Raw genomic sequence first — 26,132 nt, 5'->3', positions numbered from 1 at the left:
GTTGTCATGCCGAGGATCCTAGCCGCCGACGAAGACCGGCGTGGGGGGTGCGAAGCCGTTGAAATTCGACGCGTACGCCAGGGTGTAGGCGCCGGCCGAGCCGAAGTACAGCACGTCGCCGACGGTCAGGCCGGCCGGCAGCGGGATGGCATAGCCGACCACGTCGGTGGCGTGGCCGCTCGGCCCGGCGATGGTGAACGGAAGCGTCGGCTGCGCGTCGTGGTCGGGCAGCGAGCTCGACATCGGGTAGTCCCAGCCGCCCGGCGACTGCAGCGATTCCATCAGCCCGTGGTAGGCGCCGACCTCGAGGTAGAGCCAGTGCTCCTCCCCGCGCAGTTCCCGCCCGATCACCTTGGCCGCCAGCACCGAGGCCTCGGCCACCAGGAACCGGCCCGGCTCGGCGGTGACCAGCGCCGGGCGATAGGGCAGCAGCGCGATCTCCTCGGCGACCACCTGGCCGAGCTGCTCGATCGACGGATCACCGGCTACGTAGTGGGCCGGGAAACCGCCGCCGAGGTCGAGCATCTCCAGTTCGATGCCCTCGTCGCGGAGCCGGTCCATCAACTCGCCGGCCTGCCGGATCGCCGACCGCCAGGCCCCGGTGCTCTGGCACTGGGAGCCGACGTGGAAGGTCACCCCGTACGGCTGCAGGCCCATCCGGCGGGCGAGCAGCATCAGGTCGTACGCCTCGTCGTTGTCTGTCCCGAAGGTATTTCCGGCCGGGAAGACACTTGTGGTGTCGTCGACCCGGAGTCGCACGTAGACGGCCGAGTCGGGGGCGTTCTCGGCGATCTTGGCCAGCTCGCCCGGCGAGTCGAAGCCGAACCGCCGCACCCCGGCCTTCCAGGCCGCCGCGATCATGCCGGGTGCCTTGATCGGGTGGCTGTAGAGCACGTCGGCCGGGTCGACCCCGTGCACCTGCAGCATCCGCAGCTCGGCGATCGAGGAGATCTCGAATGCCGACCCGGCCGCGGCCAGGGTCCGCAGGATCTCCGGCGACGAGTTGCACTTCATCGCGTAGTGGACGCGCACGCCCGGCATCGCGCACAGGAACTGCACGTAGCGGCCGGCCACCACGGTGAGGTCGGTGACCAGGTAGGGGGTGGGCACGTCGATCAGTTGCAGGGCGATCGGGGCGGCCGACGCGAGGGCGGTGGTCATGCGGCTCCTTTGACGGTGGCGGAGAGGAAGAGTTCGCCGGCCTCGGAGGCCGGGACCGGGCGGGAGAAGTAGTAGCCCTGGGCGAAGTGGCAGCCCATCTCGCGGAGGGCGGCCAGCTGGCCGAACTCCTCGATGCCCTCGGCCACGGTGGCCATGCCGAGGCTCTTGCCGAGCTGCACGATGGTGTCGGCCAGCGCGGTGTCGTCGGTGAGGGCGCCGAGCCGCTCCACGAACGACCGGTCGATCTTGAGGGTGTCGACCGGGAAGCGGCGCAGGTAGGCCAGCGACGAGTAACCGGTGCCGAAGTCGTCGATGGCCAGCGTGACGCCGAGCGCCTTGAGCCGCAGCAGCTGCTCCAGGTTGTCGTCGGTGTCGGTCATCAGCACGCTCTCGGTCATCTCGAGGCACAACTGATCGGCCGGCATGCCGGTCTCGGCCAGGATCGAGGCGACCACCTCGACCAGGTCGGCCCGGTCGAACTGACGCACCGAGACGTTGACCGCCATCTTGACCTTGCGGCCGCCGGACTGCGCGGACCACTCGACCGCCTGCCGGCAGGCCTCGCTCAGCACCCAGCGGCCCAGCGGCACGATCAGGCCGGTCGCTTCGGCGATCGGGATGAACTCGGTCGGCGGGATCATGCCGCGGGTCGGGTGCTCCCAGCGGGCGAGGGCCTCGAAGCCGATCACCTCGCTGGTCGCCAGGTCGACCGTGGGCTGGTAGTGCAGGTGCAGCTGACCGCGGTCGAGGGCGGCCCGCAGGTCGGCCTCGAGCTCCAGCCGGGCCACCAGGCCGGCCAGCATCTCCGGGTCGTACGCGGCGAAGCACGCCCCGCCGGCCGACTTGGCCTTGTACATGGCCAGGTCGGCGTTGCGCATGAGCTGCTCGGCGCCGTCGCCCTCCGGTTCGCCCAGCACGCTCGCCGCGGCCAGGCCGATGCTGGCCTGCACGTGGATGTCCCGGCTCTCGCTGCGGAACGGCTGCTCGAGGACCTCGACGATCCGCCGAGCGACCTGTTCGGCGTCGTCTGAACTTAAAACCGCCTGGATCAGCACCGCGAACTCGTCGCCGCCGAACCGGGCGACCACGTCGTCCTCGCGGACCGAGGCGCGCAGCCGGTCGGCCACCTGCACCAGCAACTGGTCGCCGGCCAGGTGCCCGAGGCTGTCGTTGACCTCCTTGAACCCGTCCAGGTCGAGGAAGAGCACGGTCACGTCGTCGTCCGGGCCGCGGCGGCGCAGCGCCTCGGAGACCCGCTCCCGGAACAGCGCCCGGTTGGCGAGCTGGGTGAGCGCGTCGTGGTACGCCTCGTGGACGAGCTGGTCCTGCAGTTCCTTGCGTTCGCTGATGTCCCGGGTGTTGAGCACGAGACCGGCGACGCTCGGGTCGGAGAGCAGGTTGGTGATGGTGACCTCGGCCTGCCGGATCCGGCCGTCGCGGTGCCGCACCGGCAGTTCCAGCATGGTCGTCGCGTACGGCCGGCCGGCCACCTGGCGCAGCGCCTGGGCGAGCCGGATGCCGGACTCCGGGTCGATCATCTTGGTGAGCCGCTTGCCGGTGAACATCCGGGCCGGGAAGCCGAAGACCCGCTGCACCGACTCGCTCTGGTAGAGCACGTCGGCCTCCGGGCTGACCACGGTGACCACGTCCGAGCTGTGCTGCACGAGCGCGTGGAACCGCTGCTCGCTGGCGAACAGCTCGGCGGTCCGGCCGGCGACCCGGGCTTCCAGGTTGCGGGTGAGGTTGCGGTTCTCCCGCAGGGTGAGCAGCTGGCGGCCGACGATCAGCAGGATCAGGGCCGAGCGGGTGTACGCCACGAACAGGTCGCTGTGCCCGACCTTGGCGTACCAGAAGACCGTGGTGAGCAGGGCCGCGAGCACCGCGATGTAGGGCAGCAGCAGGCCGACCGGCTGGTTGCGCTCGGCCTCGGACACCTCGGCGGGCTCGACCGGCAGCGGCTTCATGGCCGCCACCAGGATCAGCGCGAAGCCGGCGAACCACCCGATGTCGGAGACCGAGCCGGGCCGGTACTCGCCGATCAGGTTGAGGTAGGCGTAGCAGATGTCGGACATCGCGAACGCGACGATCCCGGAGCCGACAAGCATCAGCGTGCTGAACGGTCGCCGCCCGCGGTGCTGGGCCAGCATGTACAGCACGATCGTGATGATCATGACGTCGCCGAGCGGGTTGACCAGGCTGAAGTACAGCGACTCGGGGGTGTCCCGGCCGTCGTCGAACCGGGGGGCGACCACGAAGATCCAGGCGATCAGGATCAGCGAGGCGGCCACCATCAGGCCGTCCAGGACGCTGCGCATCCGGTTGGCCAGGGCCTGCGCGGGGCTGGGCAGGGTGAGCAGACCGGCCGAGGTAAGCACGACCATGCCGATGAAGCCGATCGACGACATCGAGGTGAACTGCGGCGGCTCGTCCCCGTGCCGGTCCAGCAGGATCCAGGCGGCCTGGCCGAGCCCCCAGCTGAGCGTGCCCAACCCGATCAGCACCCAGCCGGCCCGGGCCCGGCCGGAGTACCAGGCGGCGCAGACCAGGCTGGCGATCGCGGCCGAGATGGCGGCGTAGCAGAGCCCGAAGCCGGAGACCGCCTCGGACACCTGCGGCCCGCCCATTCCGGTGCTGAGCACCACGGCGAAGACGACGACGGCCGCACCCACGACCAGGCACAGTCGTGACCACAGCAGGCCGTGTGCGACCGGGGCCTTGAGCCGCGGTTCGGTGGCACCCATCAGACGTGTCTCCGGTCCGGTGGTGGCCGTCCCGAGATGGACGGCTGTACCGGGAGATCGGGACCGGGCGCGGCGGCATGAGGGTTTTCCTGGGCAGAGCCTGTGGCGCCGGGTGCAAATCGGGTGCAGACGCATTGACTGTTGTCACTTGCTTGCGACAACGTTGTCAACGGCAGATCACGCTCGTCACGGGAGGTTTCCATGACCGCTATCGCCTCGGCCGTCGCGCTGCTCGCCGCTCTACTGGTGGCGCCGGCCCCGATCGAACAACCGGTAGACCTGGTGAACCCCCTCGTAGGCACCGAGAACTTCGGCAACACCTTTCCCGGCGCGAGTGCGCCCTTCGGCATGGTGCAGGTCAGCCCGGACACCGGTGGCCAGGGCGGCTACGACTACAAGCAGAGCAGCATCTACGGCTTCAGCCAGACGCACCTCTCCGGCGTCGGCTGTGGGGTGGCCGGCGAACTGCCGATGATGCCGACCACCGGGGCGATCACCAGCGTGGACCCGGCCGCCTACCGCTCGGCCTACTCGCACGTCGACGAGGAGGCCACGCCCGGCTACTACCGGGTCGGCCTTTCTCGTTACGGCGTCGACGCAGAACTGACCGCGACCGCGCGCACCGGCTGGCAGCGCTACACGTTCCCGGCCGGAAGCGCCGCGAACGTCCTGTTCAACACCGGTAAGGCCAACCAGTCGGTATTCGACTCGGAGATCCACGTGGTGGGGGACCGGACCGTCGAGGGCCGGGTGCACGCCGGCAACTTCTGCGCCGGCAAGGACGACCACACCGTCTACTTCACCGCCTCCTTCGACCGGCCGTTCGCCTCGTTCGGCACGTGGCGCGGGTCGGCGATCACGGCCGGCTCCCGGGATGCCGCCGGCAGTGGCGGCAACGGCGCGTTCGTGTCGTTTCCGTCGGATTCGGAAAGCGTGGTGGTCAAGGTCGGGCTGTCCTACACCGGCCTGGCCGGGGCGCGGGCCAACCTCGCCGCCGAGACCGGCGACGGCTACGACTTCGACCAGGTTCGTGCGTCGCTGCGGGCTTCGTGGGTGGATGCGCTGGCCAAAATCAACATCGGCGGGGGTACGGCGGACCGGCGCATCGCCTTCTACACCGCGCTCTACCACTCGCTGCTGCACCCGAACCTGGCCGGCGACGTGGACGGGTCCTACGTCGGCTTCGACCGGGCTGTGCACCGGGCCGACGGCTACACGCCGTACCAGAACTTCTCCCTCTGGGACACCTACCGCCCGCAGAACCAGCTGCTCGAACTGCTCACCCCGGGCGTCGCTCGGGACGTCGCGTTGTCGGTGCTGGCGATCGGGCGGGACGGCGGCTGGCTGCCGCGCTGGGCCCTGGCCAACAGCGAAACCAACATCATGACCGGTGACCCGGTCACCCCGTTCCTGGTCGAGGCCTGGTCGAAAGGCCTGCTTCAAGGCCATGAGCAGGAGGCGTACGGGCTACTGCGCGCCAACGCACTCAGCGAGCCGCCGTCGTCGTCGCCCTACAACGGGCGTACCGGGATCAGGTACTACGCGGATCGTGGGTACATCCCGTCGGGCCTGAAGGTCGGCACCGACTGCGTGGCCAAGGGCGGCGACAACGACTGCCAGCACCCGGCCTCGGCGACCCTCGAATACGCGGCGGCCGACGCTTCCCTGGCCCTGATGGCCGCCGGGCTCGGTTTTGCATCGGACGCTCAGGTCTTCGCCGGGCGCGGCCAGTGGTACCGCAACCTGTGGGACTCCTCGATCGGCCAGTTCCGGCCGCGCACGGTGGACGGCACCTGGCTCACCCCGTACGACCCGGTGGCCGCGGCCGAGCAGTTCCACGAGGGCGGCGCCTACCAGTACCAGTGGCTGGTGCCGCAGGACCCGGCCGGGCTGGTCGGGCTGATGGGTGGGCGGCGCGACACCGAGCAGCGGCTCGACGACTTCTTCGCCTATCCCCACCTGCTCACCGACCCGGCCGGCACCGCCCGCACCGACTGGATCGCCAGCCCCTATGAGTACTACTCGAAACACACCTACAACCCGAACAACGAACCGGATTTGCTCGCGCCGTACCTCTATCACTGGGCCGGCGCGCCCGCCAAGACCGCGACGGTGGTGCGGGCGGCGATGACCCTGTTCACCACCGGCCCCGACGGGATGACCGGCAACGACGACCTCGGCACGATGAGCGCCTGGTACGTGTTCTCCTCGCTCGGCCTGTACCCGACCATGAGCGGCGCCAACTTCCTGGCCGTGTCCAGCCCGCAGTTCCCGTCCGCGGTGGTCGACGTGGCCGGGCACCCGCTGACCATCACCGCGCCCGGGGCCTCGGACACCCGCCGCTACATCCAGCGGGTCGCGGTCGGCGGGCGGGCGCTGGCCAAGAACTGGATCCCCTGGTCGGCGATCGGGTCGGGCGGCACGATCGCGCACACCCTCGGCGACAGCCCGTCCCGCTGGGGCACGGCGGCCGCCGACCAGCCGCCCTCGGTCAACCAGGCACCGGCCGACAACCGCACCCACCTCGACGCCGCGATCCGGCCGTCGTCGGCCGCCCTGGCTCCCGGTGGCAGCGTCACGCTGACCGTGGACCTGGTCGGCCAGGCTCCCGGTGTGCTGCGCCCGCGGATCGAGGCCACGGTGCCCGACGGGTGGGGTGTGACAGTACGGCAGCCTCGGCCAATCACGTCACGCCATCATCCGGTTTCCGCCACCGCGGCGGTAACGGTCACGGCCCCGCAGGGGGCGGCGCTCGCCTCGTACCCTCTGATGGTGAGCGTGACCGGCGCCCAGCCGGTGGAAACGACGGCGAGCTTGGTCGTCAGTACGCCGTTGACCTGTGCCTTTGCCTCGGGTTGCGCTGTTGATCTTGGCCCGGCCCTGACCCGCGACGGCACCGCGACGGTGAGCGCGCCCGGCGAGGGCAATTTCGACGGCGGCGGCTGGAGTTTCGACGCTGATCTTCTGCCGGCGGCCGGCCCGGTGACCTGGGCCGGCGTCACGTACAACGCGCCGTCGCCGGCCGGCACCGCGCCGAACTTCGTGCCGTTCGCCGGCCAGCCCCTGCTGCTGCCCGGCGGTTTCGGCGGCGCGCACCTCGTCGTGACCAGCCACAACGGCCCGGTCAGCGGCGGCCTTACGGTCGGTTACACCGACGGAAGCTACGCGTCGGTGCCGCTCACCGTGGCCGACTGGTGTGCCGGCCCGGCGGCCGGCACCACGACGCTGCTGGCCATGGACCACCGGATCAAGGCCGGCCAGGGCGTCGACGGCCCGCCGGTCAGCCTGTTCGGCGTGACCGTCCCCGCGGCCGAGGGAAAGCAGGTGCGTTCACTGACGCTGCCCGCTTTGTCAGGCCTTTATCTGTACGCACTCAGCCTTTACTGAGTCCAGCCGTAGAGGTGCTCGACGTGGATGCGGACGACCAGCCGGCCGTCCGCCACCATGGCCCGCCGATAGTCGTCCCAGTCCGGGTGCTCCTTGCCGGCGATCGCCCGGTAGATCTCGATCAGCTCCTCGACGGTCGCGTCGTCCTCGGCCCAGGAGACCGCACTGAGCTCCGCCGTCCCCTCACCGACCGCGTAACCCCAGCCACCGGCCGCGGTGACCTTGATGCTGACCCGCGGATCCCGGCGCAGGTTGTGCACCTTGGCCAGCGCGGTCCGGGTAGAGAACCGAATGACCCGGTCGTCCCCAGCGGTGTAGCTGACATCGGACAGCTGAGGCCGCCCGTCCTTCTTGATGGTCGCCACCGTGCCAAGATTCCCGCCGGCAATGACGCCCCACAGTTGCTCTTCGGACATACCCCCGAATCTACTGTGTTGCCACCGTCGAGGGCGGGTGGATCAGCCGCCCTCGCTCTCGCCGGGGGCTACTCCGGTGATTGCCTGCACCTCCTGGCCGAGCATCTCCACCAGTGGGAAGTTGTCGTGGTTGCTGAGGATTACGCCGGTCCAGCCGGTGTCCGGATAGATGCTCCAGTTGGCGCCTACGCCGGGGTTGCCGCCGGCTCGCTGGTAGGCCGACTGGCCGCCGACTATGTCGAGTGATAGGCCGTACGCGGCGAAGGACGTCGGTCCGTGCGGGATCTTGGGGGCCAGGAACACGTCGGACCAAGGGCGGTCCAGGAGCGTGCCGTCGGTCAGGGCCTGGGTGAACCGGACCAGATCCGGGGCGGTGGCGAAACCGCCGTCGCCGGGGGCGTCGATGAAGGCGCGGCCTGGGTTCTTGCCCAGGATATACGGGTACGGGCTGCCCTGATCCAGGTGGCGGACGGCGTCCACCCGGCTGCCGTCGGCCACCGTCATGTACGGGTGGGCGAGATGCCGGTCGGTGAGCCACTGCGGCCTTGTGTAGAACGCCGACCCGGTCATCCCGGCGCGCCGGAAGATGTTCTCCTCGACGTAGTCCCAGTACGTCCCGCCGGTGAGGGCCTCCACCAGCAACGCCGGAATGGTGGTCTCGGCCTCCTGGTGGGTGGGGCTGGGGACGCCGGGGATGCCGACCAGGGTCGCCTGCCGGGCCCGCTGCTGGTAGTAACCGCGCACCTCGTCCCGGCTCCGGAAGACGCGCTGCACGTCCTCGGCCGGGGTGTCCGTCCCGGAGAGGCCGGAGAGCAGGTGGTGGATGGTCACCCGCTCGGCGATCGCCGGGTCGAAGCCGGTCAGGTATTTACCCACCGGGTCGGACAGCTGCAGCCGGCCCTGCTGCGCCAGCTGCAGGATGGCCACCGCGTGGAACGGTTTGCCGGCCGAGCTGAGGGCGAACGCGGTGCTCTCCCGGTTGGGGATTCCACGCTCCCGGTCGGCCAGGCCGTAACTGCGGGACAGCACCGTCCGGCCCCGATGGGCGAGCAGCACCACCCCGGAGAACTTGCCTTCGGCGGCCAACTGAGCCACGTACCGGTCGTAGGGCCCGCCCGGCCGGGTGCCCGGTGGAATACCGGCGGCGTGGGCGGGCCCGGCGCCAAGGAGGGGCGCGCCGGCCGCGGCCAGCCCGCCCCATCCGATCAGACGCCGACGGTTGATCTTCCCGATCGATGCGTTCATGCCGTTACTCAAGCCGCCCGGCCGTTGCCATGGCGTATGCGGTTTCCGATATGCCGGCGATATACGCAGGCTGGCCGGGCACAGGGCCCGGCCAGCCTGCTGACTAGAGCTTGCTGCACTGGCCGAGGCGGATGCCCGTCCCGGCGTTGGGCAGGCCGTTGTTCACCGGCGGGGGCTGATTGGCCGTACACGTCAGGGAGCCGTTGATGTTGTTGGCCGCGACCACCGTCGAGCCGTGGCCGGACGTCAGGGTGACGAAACCGCGGATGGTGTTGTGTTCCAGGGCTGTCGGGCCGGAGTTCGTGGCCGTGATCGCGCCGGTCACCGTGGAGTTGAGCAGGGACAGGGTGCCGGCGCCGGTGGCGGTCACCGCCGCCTTCAGGGTGGCGCCGGTGGCGTAGAGCGACGCGCCCTTGACCACCGTGACCAGGCCGGTCACCGTGGCGCCGGGGGCCAGGCAGGTGACGCCCGACTTCACCGTCAGGGCGCCGCTCACCTGGTCGGCGATCGTGGTGGTGCAGGCCGGTGCGGGGTTACCGAGCAACTCCACCTCGGCCAGCGAGCCGGTCAGGTCCAGCGCGTAGTACTTGTAGCGGCCCGGGTTGGCGATTTTGAACGGCCTGGTCTGCAGTCGCCAGTCGAAGGTCTGCGCAGTGCGGCTGTCGATGGTGGCCCAGGTGGTGCCGTCGTAGGAGCCGCGCAGGGTCCACGATGCCGGGTCGGTGCCGGTGGTGTCGGCCGAGGTCAGGGTGTAATAGGTGGCTTCCTCGCCGGCGCTGCCGAAGGTGTAGGTGAACGAGCCGGGCACCGCCGCCCGGGTCGCCGAGGTGTCGTCGACCAGGACCGGAAGGGACGCGGTGCCCTTACCGGGGCCGGTCAGGTCGCGCAGCGGCGACGCCACCGAGGAACCGGTGGTCAGCGACGGCGGCGGGGAGTCGGCACCCCACGACGACGGCTTCGAGCCCATGTCGAAGTCGAGGGTCGCTCCGTCGGCCAGCAACGAGTGCGGCAACGACGTACTCGCATAGGTCTTGCCGTTGATTTTCAAACCCTGGACGTAGACGTTCTTCGCCGAATTGGCCGGGGCATTGATGACGATCTTCTTGCCGTTCTCCAGGTTGACCGTGGCCTTGGTGAAGAGCGGGGAACCGATCGCGTACGCCGGGCTGCCCATCTGCAACGGGTAGAAGCCGAGCGCCGAGAACACCTGCCACCCCGACATCTCGCCGTTGTCCTCGTCGCCGGGGTAACCCTGGCCGATCTCGCTGCCCAGATAGAGCCGGGACAATGCCTCCCGGACCAGCGCCTGCGTTTTCGACGGCTGACCGGCGAAGTTGTACATGTACGGAATGTGGTGCGAGGGCTGGTTGCTGAAGCCCCACTGGCCCATTCGCACGTCGCGGGCCTCGAGCATCTCGTGGATCGTGCCGCCGTAGGAGCCGGGGAAACCGGCCGTCTCCGGGGTCGCGAAGAATTGGTCCAGCTTGTCGGCCAGCCCCTGTTTGCCGCCATAAAGATTGGCCAGGCCCTGCCCGTCCTGCGGCACGTGGAACGCCATGTTCCAGCCATCGGTCTCGGTGTAGTCGTACCCCCAGACCCGCGGGTCGTAGGTGTCGGCGGTGTTCCGGAATCGGCCGCTGGAATCTCTACCCTGGAAGAATCCGACGCTCGGGTCGAACATGTTGACGTAGTTCAGCGCCCGGTTCCGGAAGTACTCGGCCTCCTCGGTCTTGCCGAGCGCCGCCGCCATGTTCGCGATGCCGAAGTCGTTGATGTAACCGTCCATCGCCCACGACATCGCCTCGCCGGTGGCGTCCGACGGCGTGTACCCCTTGAAGATCGAGGTGGCGAGCGCCTTCCGCCCGACGTTCTGGTTGGGCGGGGTGACCGTCGCGTTCTTCAGCGCCGCCTGATAGGCCGCCTCAACATCAAAACCTTTGACCCCCTTGAGGTACGCGTCGGCAAAGGCAACGTCCGAACTGGTCCCGACCATCAGGTTGGCGTACCCGGGGGACGACCAGCGCGAGATCCATCCGCCGTCCTTGTACTGCTGCACGAACCCGTTGACCATCTCGCCGGCGTCACTCGGGGTGAGCAGCGAATAGGCCGGCCACGTAGTGCGATAGGTGTCCCAGAACCCGTTGTTGACGTACACCTTCCCGTCCTTGACCGGCGCTCCGGTCTCGGTCGGGGTGCTGGCCGGCGAGCTGACCGCCGACTGGACGGTGTGCTTGAAGACCGGCTCCGCATTCGTTCCGGTGTTCTCGTAGGCCGAGTTCGGGTAGAGGAACAGCCGGTACAGGTTGGAGTACAGCGTCGTGAGCTGGTCCTCCGAGGCGCCCTCGACCTCGATCGTCTTCATCTTGGCGTCCCACTGCTTCAGCGCGGCATCCCGCACCGATTCGAGCGTCGCGTCCGGCGCGATCTCCAGGTCGAGGTTGTGCTTGGCCTGGGCCACGCTGATCAGTGAGGTGGCGATCCGCAGGTTGGCGGTGCGCGCGCCGAACTTCAGGTAGCCGGTCGACGGCCGGTTTCCGCTGGTCAGCATGCCGCTGGCGGTGATCGGAGCGTCCACCGTGGCGTAGACGAACAGGCGGGTCCAGCCGGCCGAGAGGCTGCCGCTGTTGACGTCGGACCAGCCGGAGAAGGACTGGTTGGCGGCGTCGATGGTGAGGCCGGAGTTGCCGTTGACGTTGTCCAGGATCAGGTTGGCGTTGTCGCCGGGGAAGGTGAACCGGAACAGTGCCGCGTGGTCGGTCGGTGCGAGCTCGGTCTTGAGCCCGTTGTCGAAGGTCACGCCGTAGTAGTAGGGCTTGGCGATCTCGTTGTCGTGGCTGAAGCTGAGCGCGCGGTTTGTCCGGTTGGCGTCGGTCGCCAGCGACGGCATGACCTGGAACGTCTGCCGGTCGCCCATCCACGGCGACGGCTCGTGGCTGGCCGAGAACGCCTGGATCGTCGGCCGGTTCGCCGCGTTGTTCTGCCGCGACCACTGGTAGAGCCAGCTCGTCGAGCCGGCGTCGGTCACCGGCGTCCAGAAGTTGAAGCCGTGCGGAACCGCGGTGGCCGGGAAGTTGTTGCCCCGCGAGAAGTCGCCGGACGACTGGGTGCCGCGCCGCGTGTCGGCGTACTCCGCCAGGTGCGTCTTGGGCGTCGCGACCGCGACGTCGCCGATCGAGATGTCGTCGAACCAGGCCCGGAAGGTCGTCGGCCCGCTCGGCTTGTCGTACCCGACCAGGATCCGGTCGATGGTCTTGCCGGCCGCGACCGCGCCGATCCGTGCGGTCCGTTGATTCCACTGCGCGGTGTAGAGGGTCTTGGACGCACCCTGCGTAGCCGGGCTGAGCACTACGCCGTGTTGATCGGTCGCCTTCAGATCGGACAGGTAACTACCGTCGGTGAAGGCCAGATCCACCGCGGTCCAGGTGGCCGGATTGCTGAGGTCGGTCCGGTTGAACTCGGGAAAGACGAGATACGACAGTTCGGTGTCCGCGCTCACGCTCAGATCAACATCAAAGACTTTGCTGTACGCGTACCCGCGCCCGTCCGTGGTGTGCCGTCCCGCCAGCTGGAACGCCTGGAGTCCGGTGTAACCGGCGTTGGCCTTCGCGGTCGGCGCGCTGGCCGGCCCGTTGCCGACCCGGCTCTGCGGCGGCCCCTGAGCCGGCGGTGTGGTGTTGGCGTCGGCCAGTTCCAGATCGGCGAGCTGGGTGAGGTTGCCGGACGGGTGCCCGGTGATGGTGAGCCGGTAGATGGGGTAGGACGCAGGCGTCGCCACGTCGTAAGTGTTCGTGGTGAACCGGTCGGCGAACGACTCACCCGATCGGGTGTCGACCGTGGTCCAGGTTGACCCGTCGGCCGAGCCCTGCAGCGTCCAGTCCCGCGGATCCCGCTCCGGCGCGTCGTTGGCGCTGGTCAGCGCGTACTTCACGACCGCCGCCGGGGCATCCAGGGTGTACTGCGCCCAGCTCGGCGAGGTGTCCACCAGCCACTTGGTGGCCGGGTCGCCGTCGTTGAGGTTGTTGCCGTTCTCGTTCGCGTTGGGCTGCGCGTTCACCGCGATCGCGCTGACGTGCGCGCGCAGGCTGCCCGGCATGCCGGCGTTGAGGGCGCCGTCCACGCCGTCGGCGCGCTCGACCGTGTCGGTCCAGGCCGGTTGCGGATCGCCGGTTTCGAACGACGACGCGAACGCCGGCGCCGCCGCGTGGGCGGGACTGCCGATCATGATCGCTCCCATTAGGCTGCTTGCGGTCACTGTCGCCACTATCCAGTGTGGTCGTCGCATCCGGGCTCCTCAGGTCGTCCGCGTAACCTCCGCGACACATCGTTACTGGTAGATCTATCAATGGGCAAGAGTCTTTCAAACAGATTCGCGCACCGGCTGACATCGATGTCATGTCCCGCCTTGCACGGGTTGCACGCTTGGCATATGGTTCGGGACGGACGGATCGGGCTTTCCCCGGCCATGTTGGATTGTGTGCGTTTATCGATGCTGCCTGAGTGGCTTTCCGGGTGGTGCCGGGAGCATCTCGGTGCCGCGCCGGCCGCGGTGCTGCACTCGTCCGTGCACATGTCCGAGGTGTTCGGCCTGCGCCTGATCGACGGCCGCGACGTCGCCGTCAAGGCCCGCCCCGACCAGAACGGCCGCGAGGCCACCTGCGTCGAGGTGCAGCGTTTCCTCGCCGCCAACGGCTACCCGTGCGCGGCCCCACTCACCGGCGTCACCATCCGTGACGGCTGGGCCGTGCACGCGGAGGAGTGGCGCCCCGGCGGCACCATGCTGCGCGACACCGACGAGAGCACCGCCCGGCTGTTCGCCGCCCCGCTCGCCCGGATGGTCGCCCTGGCCGCCGACATCGAGGTGGGCGGCGTCGCGCCGGGCGCCGTCGAGCCGCCGCTGCCCAACCCCGAGTGGACCAGGTGGGACCACCAGGACGAGCCCGGCCCGTGGCCGCGCATCGCCTACCTGGAGGGCCACGACCACGTCGAGGTGCCGGTCTTCGTCACCGAGGCGGCCCGCCGCATCCGCGAGCGGCTGTCCACGGTCTACCTGCCCCGGGTGCTCGGCCACGCCGACTGGGAGAGCCAAAACCTGCGCTGGCACGACGGCCGCCCCTGGGCCGTGCACGATTGGGACAGCCTGGCCTGGCTGCCCGAGGCTGCCATCGCCGGCGCCGGCAGCGGCGCCTTCGCCAGCGCCGAATCACCCACGCTGGCGCCGGTGGCCAGCTCGGCGGCCTTCCTGGAGGCCTACGCCGAAGCCCGCGGCCGCCCCTTCGACGACCAGGAGATCGAGGTCGCGTGGGCGGCCAGCCTGTGGCTGGCCCTGCACAACGCCCGCTCCGAGGCCCTGCACGGCAGCCGCCCGGTGGCCCTGACCGCAGTGGCCCAGCAGGCCGAGGAACGGTTACGCCTGGCCGGCGCTTGACAGCCAGCGCTCCACCTCGGCCGGCGTGCGCAACAGCACGACCTCCGGGAAGTCCGGGTCGGCCTGCCAGGCTCGCATCCGGCGCTGCTTGCGCTTGAACGACTTCACGTGCCAGACCAGCAGCGGTACGCCGAATCGATCACCCAGCCGTCGCCCGCACAGACCGCTCGCACCCGGTCCCGCTGCACCTCATCGCTGACCGGCACCCAGCCCGGCTCCCAGGTGAGATCGTCGATCGAGTGGTAGGGCAGGCCGAGCCGTTCCCCGAGCCGGCGGGCCAGAGTGGACTTCCCCGACCCGGTCACCCCGTAGACCAGAATTCGCCGCATCTCGTCACCATACGGCCGGTCCGCTGCAGGTCACGGCCATGTGGCCACCAGCCTCGACAAACTTCCAGGCATTACTTTGTCGGGTACGCGGCCGGCCGGCTGCCTAGCGTCGTCCATCGATGAAACACCTACTTGTGAGTTCCGTCCTCACGGTCGCGATGGCCGGTGCCCCCGGTGTCGGCGACCCGTATTTCCCGCTGGACGGCAACGGAGGCTACGACGTCCGCCACTACGACCTGGCCGTCGGCTACGACCCGGCGTCCGGGGCGCTCACCGGGCACGCCACCGTCGAGGCGGTGGCCACCCAGGACCTGTCCGCGTTCGACCTCGACCTGACCGGTCTCACGGTGAGCCGGGTGACCGTCGACGGTGCTGCGGCCGGGTGGCGCCGCGACGGCGGCGAGCTGGTCATCACCCCGGCCGCCGGGCCGGCCCGCAAGGCCGCGTTCACCGTGGTCGTCGACTACTCCGGCGTGCCGGCCGCGATCGACGACCCGGAGATCGGCACGTCGGGCTTCGTCCGCACCGACGACGGGTTCGTCATCGCGGGGGAGCCGCACGGCGCGGCCACCTGGTTCCCGGTCAACGACCATCCGAGCGACAAGGCGACCTACGCGTTCCACGTCACCGTGCCGAACGGCCTGACCGCGATCGCCAACGGCACTCTCACCCGCAAAACGGCCGCCGCCGGCGGCCGGACCACCTGGCACTACGCCGAGACCGCACCGATGGCGTCCTATCTGGCCACGATCAGCGCCGGGAAGTACGACGTCCGCTCGTACACGGTGAACGGCGTGCGCTACACCGACGCCGTCGACCCGCAGCTGAACGCACCGGAGTACCGGCCGCGCACCGGCTCCCGGCTGCTGTACTCGCAGGGCGGAGTCCCGGCCTACCGGCGGCTCAGCCACGTCGTCGACGTGCCGGCCGAAGGCGGTTCGCTGAGCTTCTGGGGCAACCTCAACACGGCCGACGCCGCGTACCTGTTCGTCGAGGCGCACACCGTCGGCGCCGACGACTGGACCACGCTGCCCGATCGGGACGGCTTCATGCGCGACTGGGCCGGGTCGATGTGCGACGGCGCGCTGCCGTTCCTGGCCCACTACATGACCCGGGAGGCCGACGGCACCTGCAGCTCGACCGGCACCACCGGGGCCTGGCACGGCAACAGCTCGTTCAACTACGGCCCCGGCGACGAGAACGAGTTCGCGTTCGACCTGGCCGCCTTCGCCGGAAAGCAGATCGAGCTGTCGATCACCTACGCGGCCAAGCCGCCCGGCCCCGGCGAGGACACCACCGAGCGCCTCGGCGTGTTCCTCGACGACGTGACCGTCTCGACCGGCCAGGGCACGACGTCGTTCGAGGACGACGGCGACACGATGGACGGCTGGACCGTCGCCGACGACAGCGGCTGGAAGTCGATCCCCGTCGACCAGGTGCCCGGCGCCGGTTACGTGATCACCCGCGTGCTGTCCCGGCAGCCGGCCATCATGACGTTCCTGACCCGCAACTTCGGGCCGTATCCCTTCACCGAGGCCGGTGCCGTCGTCGACAAGGCGCCGATCGGCTTCGCCCTCGAGACGCAGACCCGCCCCACCTATTCGCCGGACTTCTTCGGGTACGAGGAACAGGCGGTCAGCGTGGTCGTGCACGAGATGGCGCACCAGTGGTTCGGCGACGCGGTCAGCCTCGAACGGTGGCGCGACATCTGGCTGAACGAGGGCTTCGCCACCTACGCCCAGTGGCTCTGGCAGGAGCAGAACGGCGGCTCCTCGGCCCAGCACAACTTCGACGGCAACTACGCCGATCTGGACGCCGACTCGGAGTTCTGGGCCAAGCCGCTCGACGACCCCGGCGCCGACAGCGTCACCGAGTTCCCGGTCTACCTGCGCGGCGCGATGGCCCTGCAGGTGCTGCGCAACCGGGTCGGCGACCGCACGTTCTTCCGCATCCTGCGCACCTGGACGGCAAGCCACAACGGCGGCAACGCCACCAGCGCCGACTTCCAGGCCACCGCCGAACACGTCGCCGGCCGCCAGCTGGACGACATCTTCCAGGCCTGGGTCTTCACCTCCGGCAAGCCGACCCTGGTGGACTAGCTGGAACCGCGGACGGTGAGGGTGGTGGGCAACCGGCCGGGTGCCGGCAGTCCCGGATCGAACAGGTGGTGCAGGGCCGAGGCCGCCTCGTCCTCGACCGGCATGTAGACCGACGACAGGTCGGCCGCCTCGGCCAGGGCGCTGCCGTCGAAGCCGACCACGGCGACGTCGTGCGGCACCCGCCGTCCCGCCTCCCGCAACGCTTGCAGCACGCCCATCGCGGTGACGTCGCAGGCCGCGAACACGGCATCCAGCCCTGGGTCGCGGGCCAGCAGTTCCTTGGTAGCGGTGTAGGCCCGGGCCCGGGTGAAGTCCCCGTCGACGGACACCACGGCCCGGGCCGCACCGCCCATCACCCGCAGGAACCCGGCCTTGCGTTCCTGCGCACACGGCGTAGGTGGTCCGAAGACCGCGCCGATCCGCTGGCGCCCGGTGGTCACCAGATGAAGCGCGGCCTGATAGCCACCACCGTCGTTGTCGGGCGCGACGAACGCGACCCCGGGAGCCGACCGCCCCAGCGAGACCGCCCGCCCGCGCCGCGCGTAGGCCGCGCCGGCGTCCCCGGAAATGTTGATCAGCAGCCGCCCGAACGGCGGATCGGCGTCGCTCACCGGCGGCGAGTCAACCCGGCGAACCTCCAGCGAGATGTCCCGGTCCCCGACCGCCCGCAGCGCACCGGTAACCACCCGCGCATAGAACGGCTTGACACTGAGCGCGTCCGGATCAGGGTCAACAATCAGAATCTCGACGCGTTCGCGCCGGTTGGCGCTGATCCGCCCGGTGGCCAGCGCACGAGCGACCGCGTGCGGCTCAAAGCCAAGCTCAGCCGCAACGGCCCGCACCCGCTCCCGCACGGCCTCCGAGGAGCCATAGGCCCCGTTGATAGCCCGAGAAGCGGTAGCCCGCGACACCCCAGCCACCCGCGCAACGTCAGCAAGAGTCGGCCGTTGAGTCATACCCCCGACGATATCGCCGATCGACGACCGTGACCGCCCGGCCCAGCGGCGGGCTGCCGCCTGGCCGACCCGGGCTGCACCGGGTCCGACCGGCGGGCCAACCTCGGCGGCAAGATCGACACCATGATCACCCGACCGGCGTCGTGCTCTTCGTGGCCGCTGTCCTGGTGCTGGCCGCGGCGATGAAACGTGCGCCGGGCTGGTCGTGGCCGTTCCGCGGCGTCGGCGTGTTCGCCTACGTCAACGCCCCCGCGAGCCTGACCGGGCTGTTCGAGCGCCTGCTAGCCGCCTTCGGCGCGGCCGCGATCGCCGCCCTGGCCTTAGGCATTTGCCCGCCGACCGTCGACGTGATCAGGTACGCGTTGCGTAAAGAGACCCGTCAACCCGTCGGTGGTTTCCCATCCAGTATCCGAGTGCGCCGCGTCTCGTACTCCCGGCCGGAGATGACGCCCAGCCCGGGGTAGTAGCCGTGGTCGTCGCAACCGAATCCGATCGCGAAACTGACGACCGCTTCCTCGAGCCCGACCCAGGTGACGAGGACATGCTGTGGCATAGGTTCGGAGATCACGCCGGGGTGTCCGCGCCAGAGACGATCGCAATGCGGTTCGGCATATCCGATGCCGACCATCGTGACATCGGGCCCGCTCTCCGTGGGACCGAGGTGCTCCACGAAGAGCCCAGCCGCCAGCCGGGAAATGCCCAGGACGTCAGGCTCAGCCATCACCAGAGGCTACTTGACGTGATTTGCAGGCGACGCCCACCGCGCGGACAGCGGATGCGGATGGTGTCTCGGCGCCACCGGCGGAGGTCTCATGCCGATTTGAGCTCGTCTTCTGTTATGACGCGTACGACACACCGCCGTGCCTTGCCTCAGAACCAGGTCCAAGGTCGGACGAGACGCCGTATACGCCACAACCAGCGTGCTCGCCGCGGGTGCAAGTAGTACTTGATGTCCTCGAGAGCATCCTCCGCGGTTCCCCGGACGTGGGGCAGCGACCGCGCCTTGCGTAGCGCAGCGACAACTCGATCTTCGTCCAACCGACCATAGACCCGTGCTAGATGCCCAAGGCAGGTAGCAGCGAGGCTCTGAACCTGCCGGTCCGCGTGATCAAGCAGTCCTAGATAGAGATCTTGCGCCTCCTGCCAGTCGCCGTGACCATACAGAGCGCACCCCACCATGGCGTTCAGCGCACCGCTGACATCTTGGTTACCAAGAGCAACCTCGACATCGGCTGGCGTCGCCGGCGGTGGGTTATAGAATGTGCGGTGCTCGTGACTCATCGACGGTAGCTTTCATGATCACGCCCGTCGCCGCCATCCGCCGGTCGGCACAAGATGGCGGAGAGCGGATCAAGCCAACCTCACGCTGCGTCACTTCTCTCCAACGGTCGCCGCGCGGTCGGCGGCATGTAGCTGGTGCTACGTCCGCTGCGGCAGTGGAGGAGTTGGACATCGGCTTAACCGCGGCAATGCTGGGCGGCATCCAGCTGGGCCAGCCACTTCAGAATCGCCTCGGTCGTTTCCGCCGGCCTCTCCTGCTGGATCCAATGACCGCAGTCCAGACTGACCACTTCCACATTCGGCACAAATTCCGGCAGTCTTTCCGCCCTCGCGACCGTGTCGCGGTCGCCGTAGATCATGAGGGTGGGCTGTCGGATGATCGGGTCCACGTCTGCCAGCAGGCGCCAGTTGCGGTCCAGGTTTCGGTACCAGTTGATTCCGCCCGTGAAACCGGTTGATTCGAAGGCGGAGACGAAGACGGCCAGTTCGCTGTCAGTCATGACGGGCTCGCCGAGTGGGGTCTCCGCTCTGGCGAGGTTGATCAACGCGTTGCCCGGCTGCGGCTTGGCGAGGGGCACGTTCTTCCGGTACAGGTTCCGAAGGAATGGAAACGTATTCTCCGCGAACACCGCGTCCGCGACGCCCGGCTGCCGGTTGAAGTGGACGAAGTAGAAGTCGGCGCCGAGCACGGCCTCCATGAACTCGATCCAGGGCATCTCTCCGCGCTCCTGGTAGGGCACGCTCAGCGCCACCACGCCGTTGACCCGGTTCGGGTGCAGCAGGGCCAGGCCCCAGACGACGAAGGCACCCCAGTCATGTCCGACGAAGGTGGCATCCTCGTAGCCGTAGTGATCGAGCAGTGCGACAAGGTCACCCGACAGGTGTGCGATGTCGTAGTCCGTCACTGCGGCGGGACGGGACGAGTTGCCGTAGCCCCGCTGGTTCGGGACGATGACGTGGTAGCCCGCTGCGACCAGGGCCGGCACCTGATAGCGCCAGGAAAAGGCGTGCTCCGGCCAGCCGTGACAGAGCACGATGGGGTTCCCCGCGTTCTGCCGGCCGGCCTCGAAGACTTCGAGTTGCACACCGTTGACCGAAATGCGGGTGGGCTCGGGAAAATCTGTTGTCATGCCGGCATCATGCCGACCGATACCGGTCATCCCCTGACCGGTTTTGCGGGAAGTGTTGTCCGGGTGCGAGCCGACCGGTTGATGGCCCTTCTCCTACTGCTGCAACATCGCGAGCAGGTGACCGCCGCGGAGGTTGCCCGGGAACTGGAGATCTCCGAGCGCACCGCCCGCCGCGACCTCGACGCCCTGGGCATGGCCGGCGTGCCGGTGTACTCCGTGCAAGGCCGAGGCGGCGGCTGGCGCCTCGTGGGCGGCGCCCGCACCGACCTGTCCGGGTTGACCGCGAGTGAGGCCCGCGCCCTGTTCCTGGTCGCCGGACCGGCCTCGGCTGTCACGCCGGCCGTGAAGGCGGCGCTACGCAAGCTCGTCCATGCCCTGCCGGAGCCGTTCCGGGCGCAGGCCGAGGCGGCGGCGTCGTCGCTCGTCATGGACCCGCAACGATGGGGGTCGAGCCGCATCGAGCCCCGACCGCCTCGCTTACTCAGTGAGCTGCAGGACGCGGTGATCCGCGGCGTACAGGTCCGGCTCGGCTATGTCGACCGCGAACGCAGCGAAACCGAGCGAACGGTCCACCCGCTGGGCATCGTCGCCAAAGGCCCGTCGTGGTACCTCGTCGCCAACACCGAGGCCGGCCGGCGGACCTTCCGGATCGACCGGGTGTCGTCCGTCGACCCGACCGGCGATCCGGTGCACCGGCCCGATGACTTCGACCTTGCCGAGAGCTGGCGCGCGATCGCCGACGAGGTCGAACGCAAGCGAACACCCCACGAGGCCCGGGCGATGTGCGCGCCCCACGGGATGGGCGTGCTCCGGATGGCATTCGGCGATCGGCTCGAGGTGGGAGGTTCCACGACCGACGGCCGCATCGAGGTGGTGATCTGCGGCAACGACGAATACATACTCGCCGGCGAGCTTGCCGGGCTTGTCGAATACCTCCAGGTGACCGGCCCTCCGGGTGTGCGAGAGCACCTGGCCTCGATCGGCAATGTGCTCGTCGAGCGATACGGCTCAGAAGAACGCGTCGGTCTCCAGGGACACGCCACCCGGTCAGGTCCGGCTGCCGGCCGAACCGTGAGGCCAGCTCGGCGCCGCTCGCTCTACGATCGTCGGGTGCGAGCGGTCGCCGCGTTTTCCGTTGTCGATGCCTGCCGGCGCGACGGCTCCGGCGGCAGCCCCACGGTCGTGCTGGATGACGGGCCGTTCTCCGACGACGAGCGGCGGGCGACGCCGGTCCGGATCGGTGTCTCGCACGCGGCCTTCGTGTCGCCGTCCGGTGCCGTGCGTTTCTTCACGTCCGAGGGCGAACTCCCGGCTTGCGGACACGGAACCGTGGCGGTTCTCGCGGTGCGGGCCCAGCGAACCGGCCGCGCCGACCATGTCCTGCAGATCTCCGGCCACACCATTCGCGGCCGGGCGGTCCGGGTCGGCGATGGCTGCTTCGATGCCGCGTTCGAGCCCGGGCCGATCACTCTCTCGCCGGCCACCTCGGACCTATCCGAAATATGCGCATCGCTCGGCGTGCCAGCGGGACCACCGATGTTTGTCGCCACCCTCGGTCGTCCGCGCCTGCTGGTCCCGGTCGCTGATCGGCGGATCCTGGCCGCCCTCCGCCCCGACCTCGACCGGTTGCGGGCCGCCACCCTGGCGGCCGGTCTGCTCGGCTGTTACGTCCACACGCTTCCGGACGACGGCGGCCGCTGCGCGGCTCGGATGTTCGCGCCGGCCATCGGCGTTCCCGAGGACATCGCCAACGCCAACAGCACCGCCTGCCTGGCCGCCCACCTCGCTCGGCCGATCAGCGTCGACATGGGCGACTCCCTCGGCCACCCGGCCACCATCACGGCCCGCCCCGGCCTAGTCGGCGGCATCGCGGCGATCAGGAGCTGACCAGGCCGTCCTCGAAGGCGATGATCACCAGCTGGACCCGGTCGCGGACGCCCAGCTTAGTGATCGCGCGGGTGATGTGGGTCTTCGCGGTCAGCGGGCTGATCACCAGTTCGCGGGCGATCTCGTCGTTGGACAGGCCGGTCGCGACCAGGCGCACCACCTCGCGCTCGCGGTCGGTCAGCACCGTCAGCCGGTTGCCGCCGGTTGTGGCCGCCGGCACCGGGCGGTGAGCGAACTGGCTCACCACCCGGCGGGTCACACTCGGCGACAGCAGGGCGTCGCCGCCCGCGACCACCCGCACCGCCTGGCGCAGGCCGTCGGGGCTGATCTCCTTGGTCAGGAAGCCGCTGGCCCCGGCGGCCAGGGCGGCGAAGACGTACTCGTCGGTCTCGAAGGTGGTCAGGATGATCACTCGGGTGTCCATCTCGGACAGGATCTGGCGGGTTGCGGCGATGCCGTCCAGGCCGGGCATCCGGATGTCCATCAGGATCACGTCGGGGCGCAGCTGCCGGGCGGTGCGGACCACCTCGTCGCCGGTCGACGCCTCGCCGACGACCACGAGGTCCTTGTCCCGGCGCAGCAGGCTGCGGAAACCGGCGCGGACCAGGTGCTGGTCGTCGGCGAGGAGGACCGAGATGGTCACAGAAGGCCCCCGAACGGGATCGTCGCCCGTACGGTGAAACCGCCCTTGGTCGGACCGGCCGTGAGCGCGCCGCCCAGCGCGGCCACCCGCTCCCGCATGCCGGAAATGCCGTGGCCGTCGGCCGGCGCCTCGGCGCCCTGGCCGTTGTCCTGCACGTCGACCACCACGCTGGCCGGCGCGTAGCGCAGCGTCACCGCAACCCGTGACGCTCCGGAATGCCGCACGATGTTGGTCAGTGACTCCTGCACCACCCGGAAGACCGCGGTGGCGACCGGCGCCGGCACGTCGGTCCGGTCGCCGAACTCGTTGAGCGACACCTCGAGCCCGGCCGACCGCACCTGCTCGACCAGCCGGTCCAGGCCACCGAGGTCGGACAGCGGGTCGCGCAGCACGCCGACCAGCGACTTCAGGTCGGTCATCGCCCGGCCGCGGACCTCCTGCGCCAGCCGCAGCGACTCCTTGGCCTCGGTCGGGTCGGCGTCGAACGCGTCCAGCGCCACGTTCAGGTGCACGCCCACCACGGCCAGCGTGTGCGAGACGACATCGTGCAGGTCACGGGCGATTTCCACACGCTCCTCGGCCCGCCGCCGGCGGGATTCCAGCTCGCGCTCGTGCTCGTCCTGTTCGAGCCGGCGGGCCACCTCGGACCGCCAGCGCAGGGTGTTGCGGTAGGCGGTCGCGGCGGCCAGCACCGCCGCCACCCACAGAACCTCGCCGCCGACGTGACCGAGTGCCCAGTCGACCCCCCGGTCGGTATCGACGAAAGTGTCCCAGGTGAATCCGTACAGCAGCCCGCACGTGGCCGTGATGATCGCGGCCCGCAGCCTTCCGCTCAGCGCGAGGGCCGCCAGGGCGGCCGTGGCCGGCCAGACCCAGCCCGACGTGACAAGTGACGCGGTGCGGAACGCGATCACGGAGAGCATCGACAGGATCAGCACGGTGAGTGGCCACCGGCGCAGGAACAGGGTGCCGATCGCGAGCCAGCAGGCCAGCGTGGCGGTCATGACGGTTTGCGCGTTGCCGCCGGTGATCGCAAGCCCGGCCGGCACCCCGATCAGGGTAAGGAGGAAGTTCATGCCCGGCACGCTATTTTCGGCGGCCGCCCGCACGCGTCGTCCCCAAGATGTCACCTCGGTATACACCAATCGGTGTATCGGCCGCCGTCACTCATCCCGATAAGGTAACCGGGTGACTGCCGCGGAACTACTCGCCGCGTCCGGCCGATTCCCCATCGCCGCCGGACTCTCCGACCAGGAACTCTCCGCCATCGAGCACGAGTTCGGCTTCACCTTCGCCCCCGATCATCGCGATTTCCTGGCCGCCGGCCTGCCGTCCGGCCGCGGCTGGCCGGATTGGCGCAGCCCCGACCGCTCCGCGCTGCGCGAACGCCTGGCCGCACCGGTGGAGGGTGTCCTCTTCGACGTCGTCGAGAACAGTTTCTGGTACGAGGGATGGGGCTTTCGGCCCGGCGATCCGGGCGCCGCGCTGGCCGCCGCGAAGACCTTTCTGCTGACCGCGCCGCGATTGATCCCGCTCTATTCGCATCGCTACCTGCCGGCCGTCATGCCGACCCATCCGGTGCTGTCGGTCTACCAGACCGACGTCGTCCACTACGGCAACGACCTGCCCGACTGGCTCAACCGCGAATTCAACCTGGGAAAACCCGCGGACCATCCGGTCCGCGCGACGGCGACATTCTGGCGGGACCTTTTATAGGTACGCGTGACGGCTCCCAACCCCATTTACGCCGTCCCCGGAAGCTCGGCTCCGTCAGTCCGCCTCGCGACGCGCCTTGGCCCGCCTTTTCCCCTCATGCATGGCCTGCACGCGAGCCACCGGAATGGTGTGTCCTTCCGAGACCAGGCCGGGGTCCAGGGTTTGCGGCGCCGGCATGGCTTCGGCCCACCGGTCGTGCTCGCCGAGCAGCTCCGGCACCGTACGGATGGTGAAGTCTTCGGGTTTGACGTTGTCGGCCTCGTCCCAGGCGATCGGGAAGGAGACCCGCACTCCCGGCCGAATCCGCGGGCTGTAGGCCGCGGCGACGGTAGCGCCGCCGGACCGGGTCGCGTCCAGGAAGACCTTCCCGTGCCGGTCGTCCCGGATGAAGGCCGTGGTCGCCAGCTCCGGGTCGAGGCGTTCGGCCCGGGCCGCGACCGCCCGGGTGGCCGCGGCCACCTCGTCGGCCGGCGCCTTCCCGTCGAGCGGCACGAACACGTGCACGCCCTTGGACCCGCTGGTCTTCAACGCCCCCGCCAAGCCGATGTCGGCCAGCACCTGCCGCACAAGCTTCGCGGCGGCCACCGCCGCCCCGAATCCACCCCCATCGGGTGGGTCAAGATCCATGATCAGGTGGGTCGGGTGGTGATCACCGGCCAGCATCAACCCCGGGTGATATTCGATGGCCCGCTGGTTGCCGAACCACAGCAGCGTCCGCCGGTCGTTGCACAGCCCGTAGGTCACCTTCCGATGCGAGGCCTCCGCCCACACCTCGGTGCGCGGCACCCACTCCGGCGTGTATTTCGGCAGGTTCTTCTGCATGAACTGGTCCTGCCCGCGAAGCAGCCGAATCACCGACAGCGGCCGGTCCGCGAGCACCGCGATGAACCGCTCGCCGACCGCGTCGAGGTAGTCGACGAGGTCACGCTTGGTAGCGCCGGCCCCCTCGAACAGCTCCTGGTCGAGGTTGGTCAGCTTGACCCCGTCGCGTTCCTCACCCGTGTCCGCCACCCCGCCATCCTCTCGCGTCCGGGTCGTATTGTCGGCCCATGTCGCTGCCCCAAGACGTGGAATCGGTCGTTTTCGACTGCGACGGCCTGCTGGTAGACACCGAAACCTGCTGGACCAGAGCCGAGACGAAGATCTTCGCCGAGCACGGCCACGCCTTCGGCCTGGAACAGAAGAAACTCCTGATCGGAAAGACCCTGGAGGACGGCGCGGCCGCGATGGCGGCTTACTTCGGCCGCCCCGACGAGGTGGGGGCGGTGGCCAAGCGCCTGCATAGCTTGGTGGCTGAGGAGCTGGCGGCCGGCGCGGACGCCCTGCCCGGCGCCCGCGACTTGGTGGTGAAGCTGCACGACCGGGTCCCGCTAGCGGTGGCAAGTAACAGCCCACGCTCGTTCGTCGATGCCGCCCTGCTGTCCGCCGGCCTGAACGACCTGTTCGACCACATCTACTCGGCCGACGATGTCGAGAATCCGAAGCCGGCTCCCGACCTCTACCTCGTCGCCTGTGCCGGGCTGGGGGCCGACCCGGCGCGAAGCGTTGCCTTCGAGGACTCACGAACGGGTGTTTGTTCGGCGCGGGCGGCCGGCATGTTCGTGGTCGGAGTGCCGTCGCTGCCCGGCGTGGATCTTGAGACCGACGCGGTTTATACCTCGTTGGCGGATCTCGCGTTGATCGGGTGGGCCGCCGAGGTGGTTGGTCCTTGACGGA

The 26,132-nt window shown here is 69.4% G+C and carries 19 protein-coding genes; 7 read left to right on the top strand and 12 right to left on the bottom strand.

Features of this window, described 5'->3' with window-relative positions:
• Nucleotides 1-18: 18 nt before the first annotated feature.
• Together Ate02nite_RS03955 and Ate02nite_RS03950 are read right to left on the bottom strand one after the other, a co-directional pair.
• Nucleotides 19-1,161: a type III PLP-dependent enzyme gene (locus Ate02nite_RS03955; RefSeq protein WP_203798786.1), complete on the bottom strand. Its 1,143-nt coding sequence runs from the start codon at nucleotides 1,159-1,161 to the stop codon at nucleotides 19-21.
• Nucleotides 1,158-3,902, bottom strand: coding sequence for a putative bifunctional diguanylate cyclase/phosphodiesterase (locus Ate02nite_RS03950; protein ID WP_203798784.1), 2,745 nt, complete (start codon nucleotides 3,900-3,902; stop codon nucleotides 1,158-1,160). The genes Ate02nite_RS03955 and Ate02nite_RS03950 overlap by 4 nt, the downstream gene beginning before the upstream one ends.
• Before the next feature lie 201 nt (nucleotides 3,903-4,103).
• Between Ate02nite_RS03950 and Ate02nite_RS03945 the strand changes: the two genes are divergently transcribed.
• Nucleotides 4,104-7,289, top strand: a complete 3,186-nt coding sequence (locus Ate02nite_RS03945; protein WP_239147099.1) for a GH92 family glycosyl hydrolase — start codon at nucleotides 4,104-4,106, stop codon at nucleotides 7,287-7,289.
• Here the strand turns inward: Ate02nite_RS03945 and Ate02nite_RS03940 are convergent.
• From Ate02nite_RS03940 to Ate02nite_RS03930, 3 genes are all read right to left on the bottom strand, one after another.
• Nucleotides 7,283-7,705: a PPOX class F420-dependent oxidoreductase gene (locus Ate02nite_RS03940; protein WP_203798782.1), complete on the bottom strand. Its 423-nt coding sequence runs from the start codon at nucleotides 7,703-7,705 to the stop codon at nucleotides 7,283-7,285. The two genes, Ate02nite_RS03945 and Ate02nite_RS03940, sit on opposite strands and share 7 nt — an antisense overlap.
• A gap of 42 nt (nucleotides 7,706-7,747) precedes the next feature.
• Nucleotides 7,748-8,950 (bottom strand): serine hydrolase domain-containing protein, encoded by a 1,203-nt coding sequence (locus tag Ate02nite_RS03935; RefSeq protein WP_203798780.1) that lies wholly within the window; start codon nucleotides 8,948-8,950, stop codon nucleotides 7,748-7,750.
• A 103-nt stretch (nucleotides 8,951-9,053) separates the two neighbouring features.
• Entirely contained in the window at nucleotides 9,054-13,172 is a 4,119-nt protein-coding gene (locus Ate02nite_RS03930; RefSeq protein WP_239147098.1) for a GH92 family glycosyl hydrolase, read from the bottom strand.
• 264 nt (nucleotides 13,173-13,436) lie between these two features.
• Between Ate02nite_RS03930 and Ate02nite_RS03925 the strand changes: the two genes are divergently transcribed.
• Nucleotides 13,437-14,375, top strand: a complete 939-nt coding sequence (locus tag Ate02nite_RS03925) for an aminoglycoside phosphotransferase/kinase family protein (protein ID WP_239147097.1) — start codon at nucleotides 13,437-13,439, stop codon at nucleotides 14,373-14,375.
• On the opposite strand, the gene Ate02nite_RS49370 is transcribed toward Ate02nite_RS03925, so the two are convergent.
• Both Ate02nite_RS49370 and Ate02nite_RS48595 read right to left on the bottom strand, forming a co-directional pair.
• Nucleotides 14,355-14,483: a hypothetical protein gene (locus Ate02nite_RS49370; RefSeq protein WP_275422767.1), complete on the bottom strand. Its 129-nt coding sequence runs from the start codon at nucleotides 14,481-14,483 to the stop codon at nucleotides 14,355-14,357. The two genes, Ate02nite_RS03925 and Ate02nite_RS49370, sit on opposite strands and share 21 nt — an antisense overlap.
• Entirely contained in the window at nucleotides 14,480-14,704 is a 225-nt protein-coding gene (locus tag Ate02nite_RS48595) for an AAA family ATPase (protein ID WP_239147096.1), read from the bottom strand. Before Ate02nite_RS48595 ends, Ate02nite_RS49370 begins: the two co-directional genes overlap by 4 nt.
• A 119-nt stretch (nucleotides 14,705-14,823) precedes the next feature.
• On the opposite strand from Ate02nite_RS48595, the gene Ate02nite_RS03915 reads away from it, so the two are divergent.
• Nucleotides 14,824-16,803: a M1 family metallopeptidase gene (locus tag Ate02nite_RS03915; protein WP_203798769.1), complete on the top strand. Its 1,980-nt coding sequence runs from the start codon at nucleotides 14,824-14,826 to the stop codon at nucleotides 16,801-16,803.
• Here Ate02nite_RS03915 and Ate02nite_RS03910 read toward each other — a convergent pair.
• Nucleotides 16,800-17,759 (bottom strand): LacI family DNA-binding transcriptional regulator, encoded by a 960-nt coding sequence (locus Ate02nite_RS03910; RefSeq protein WP_203798767.1) that lies wholly within the window; start codon nucleotides 17,757-17,759, stop codon nucleotides 16,800-16,802. The two genes, Ate02nite_RS03915 and Ate02nite_RS03910, sit on opposite strands and share 4 nt — an antisense overlap.
• Before the next feature lie 152 nt (nucleotides 17,760-17,911).
• On the opposite strand from Ate02nite_RS03910, the gene Ate02nite_RS03905 reads away from it, so the two are divergent.
• Nucleotides 17,912-18,223: a hypothetical protein gene (locus tag Ate02nite_RS03905; protein WP_203798765.1), complete on the top strand. Its 312-nt coding sequence runs from the start codon at nucleotides 17,912-17,914 to the stop codon at nucleotides 18,221-18,223.
• Between the two features lie 993 nt (nucleotides 18,224-19,216).
• Here Ate02nite_RS03905 and Ate02nite_RS03900 read toward each other — a convergent pair.
• Nucleotides 19,217-20,170 carry an alpha/beta fold hydrolase gene (locus Ate02nite_RS03900; RefSeq protein WP_239147094.1) on the bottom strand — a complete coding sequence of 318 codons (954 nt, stop codon included), beginning with the start codon at nucleotides 20,168-20,170 and terminating at the stop codon, nucleotides 19,217-19,219.
• A gap of 81 nt (nucleotides 20,171-20,251) precedes the next feature.
• Between Ate02nite_RS03900 and Ate02nite_RS48590 the strand changes: the two genes are divergently transcribed.
• Nucleotides 20,252-22,057: a PhzF family phenazine biosynthesis protein gene (locus Ate02nite_RS48590; RefSeq protein WP_239147093.1), complete on the top strand. Its 1,806-nt coding sequence runs from the start codon at nucleotides 20,252-20,254 to the stop codon at nucleotides 22,055-22,057.
• Here the strand turns inward: Ate02nite_RS48590 and Ate02nite_RS03885 are convergent.
• Both Ate02nite_RS03885 and Ate02nite_RS03880 read right to left on the bottom strand, forming a co-directional pair.
• Entirely contained in the window at nucleotides 22,047-22,700 is a 654-nt protein-coding gene (locus Ate02nite_RS03885) for a response regulator transcription factor (RefSeq protein ID WP_203798762.1), read from the bottom strand. The genes Ate02nite_RS48590 and Ate02nite_RS03885 overlap by 11 nt on opposite strands.
• Nucleotides 22,697-23,776, bottom strand: a complete 1,080-nt coding sequence (locus tag Ate02nite_RS03880; protein ID WP_203798760.1) for a sensor histidine kinase — start codon at nucleotides 23,774-23,776, stop codon at nucleotides 22,697-22,699. Before Ate02nite_RS03880 ends, Ate02nite_RS03885 begins: the two co-directional genes overlap by 4 nt.
• Nucleotides 23,777-23,888: 112 nt before the next feature.
• Between Ate02nite_RS03880 and Ate02nite_RS03875 the strand changes: the two genes are divergently transcribed.
• Complete coding sequence (locus Ate02nite_RS03875) at nucleotides 23,889-24,416, top strand: hypothetical protein (RefSeq protein ID WP_203798758.1); 528 nt, start codon at nucleotides 23,889-23,891, stop codon at nucleotides 24,414-24,416.
• Between the two features lie 54 nt (nucleotides 24,417-24,470).
• Here the strand turns inward: Ate02nite_RS03875 and Ate02nite_RS03870 are convergent, their stop codons facing one another.
• On the bottom strand, nucleotides 24,471-25,427 hold the full coding sequence (locus Ate02nite_RS03870; RefSeq protein WP_203798756.1) for a DNA polymerase domain-containing protein: 957 nt from the start codon (nucleotides 25,425-25,427) through the stop codon (nucleotides 24,471-24,473).
• Between the two features lie 38 nt (nucleotides 25,428-25,465).
• Between Ate02nite_RS03870 and Ate02nite_RS03865 the strand changes: the two genes are divergently transcribed.
• A complete protein-coding gene (locus Ate02nite_RS03865) occupies nucleotides 25,466-26,128 on the top strand; it encodes an HAD family hydrolase (RefSeq protein WP_203798755.1) in 663 nt (220 codons plus the stop codon).
• The last annotated feature ends 4 nt before the right edge of the window (nucleotides 26,129-26,132 follow it).

The organism is Paractinoplanes tereljensis, assembly GCF_016862435.1.
GTDB lineage: Bacteria > Actinomycetota > Actinomycetes > Mycobacteriales > Micromonosporaceae > Actinoplanes > Actinoplanes tereljensis.
This window is presented reverse-complemented; position numbering and strand designations above follow the sequence as displayed.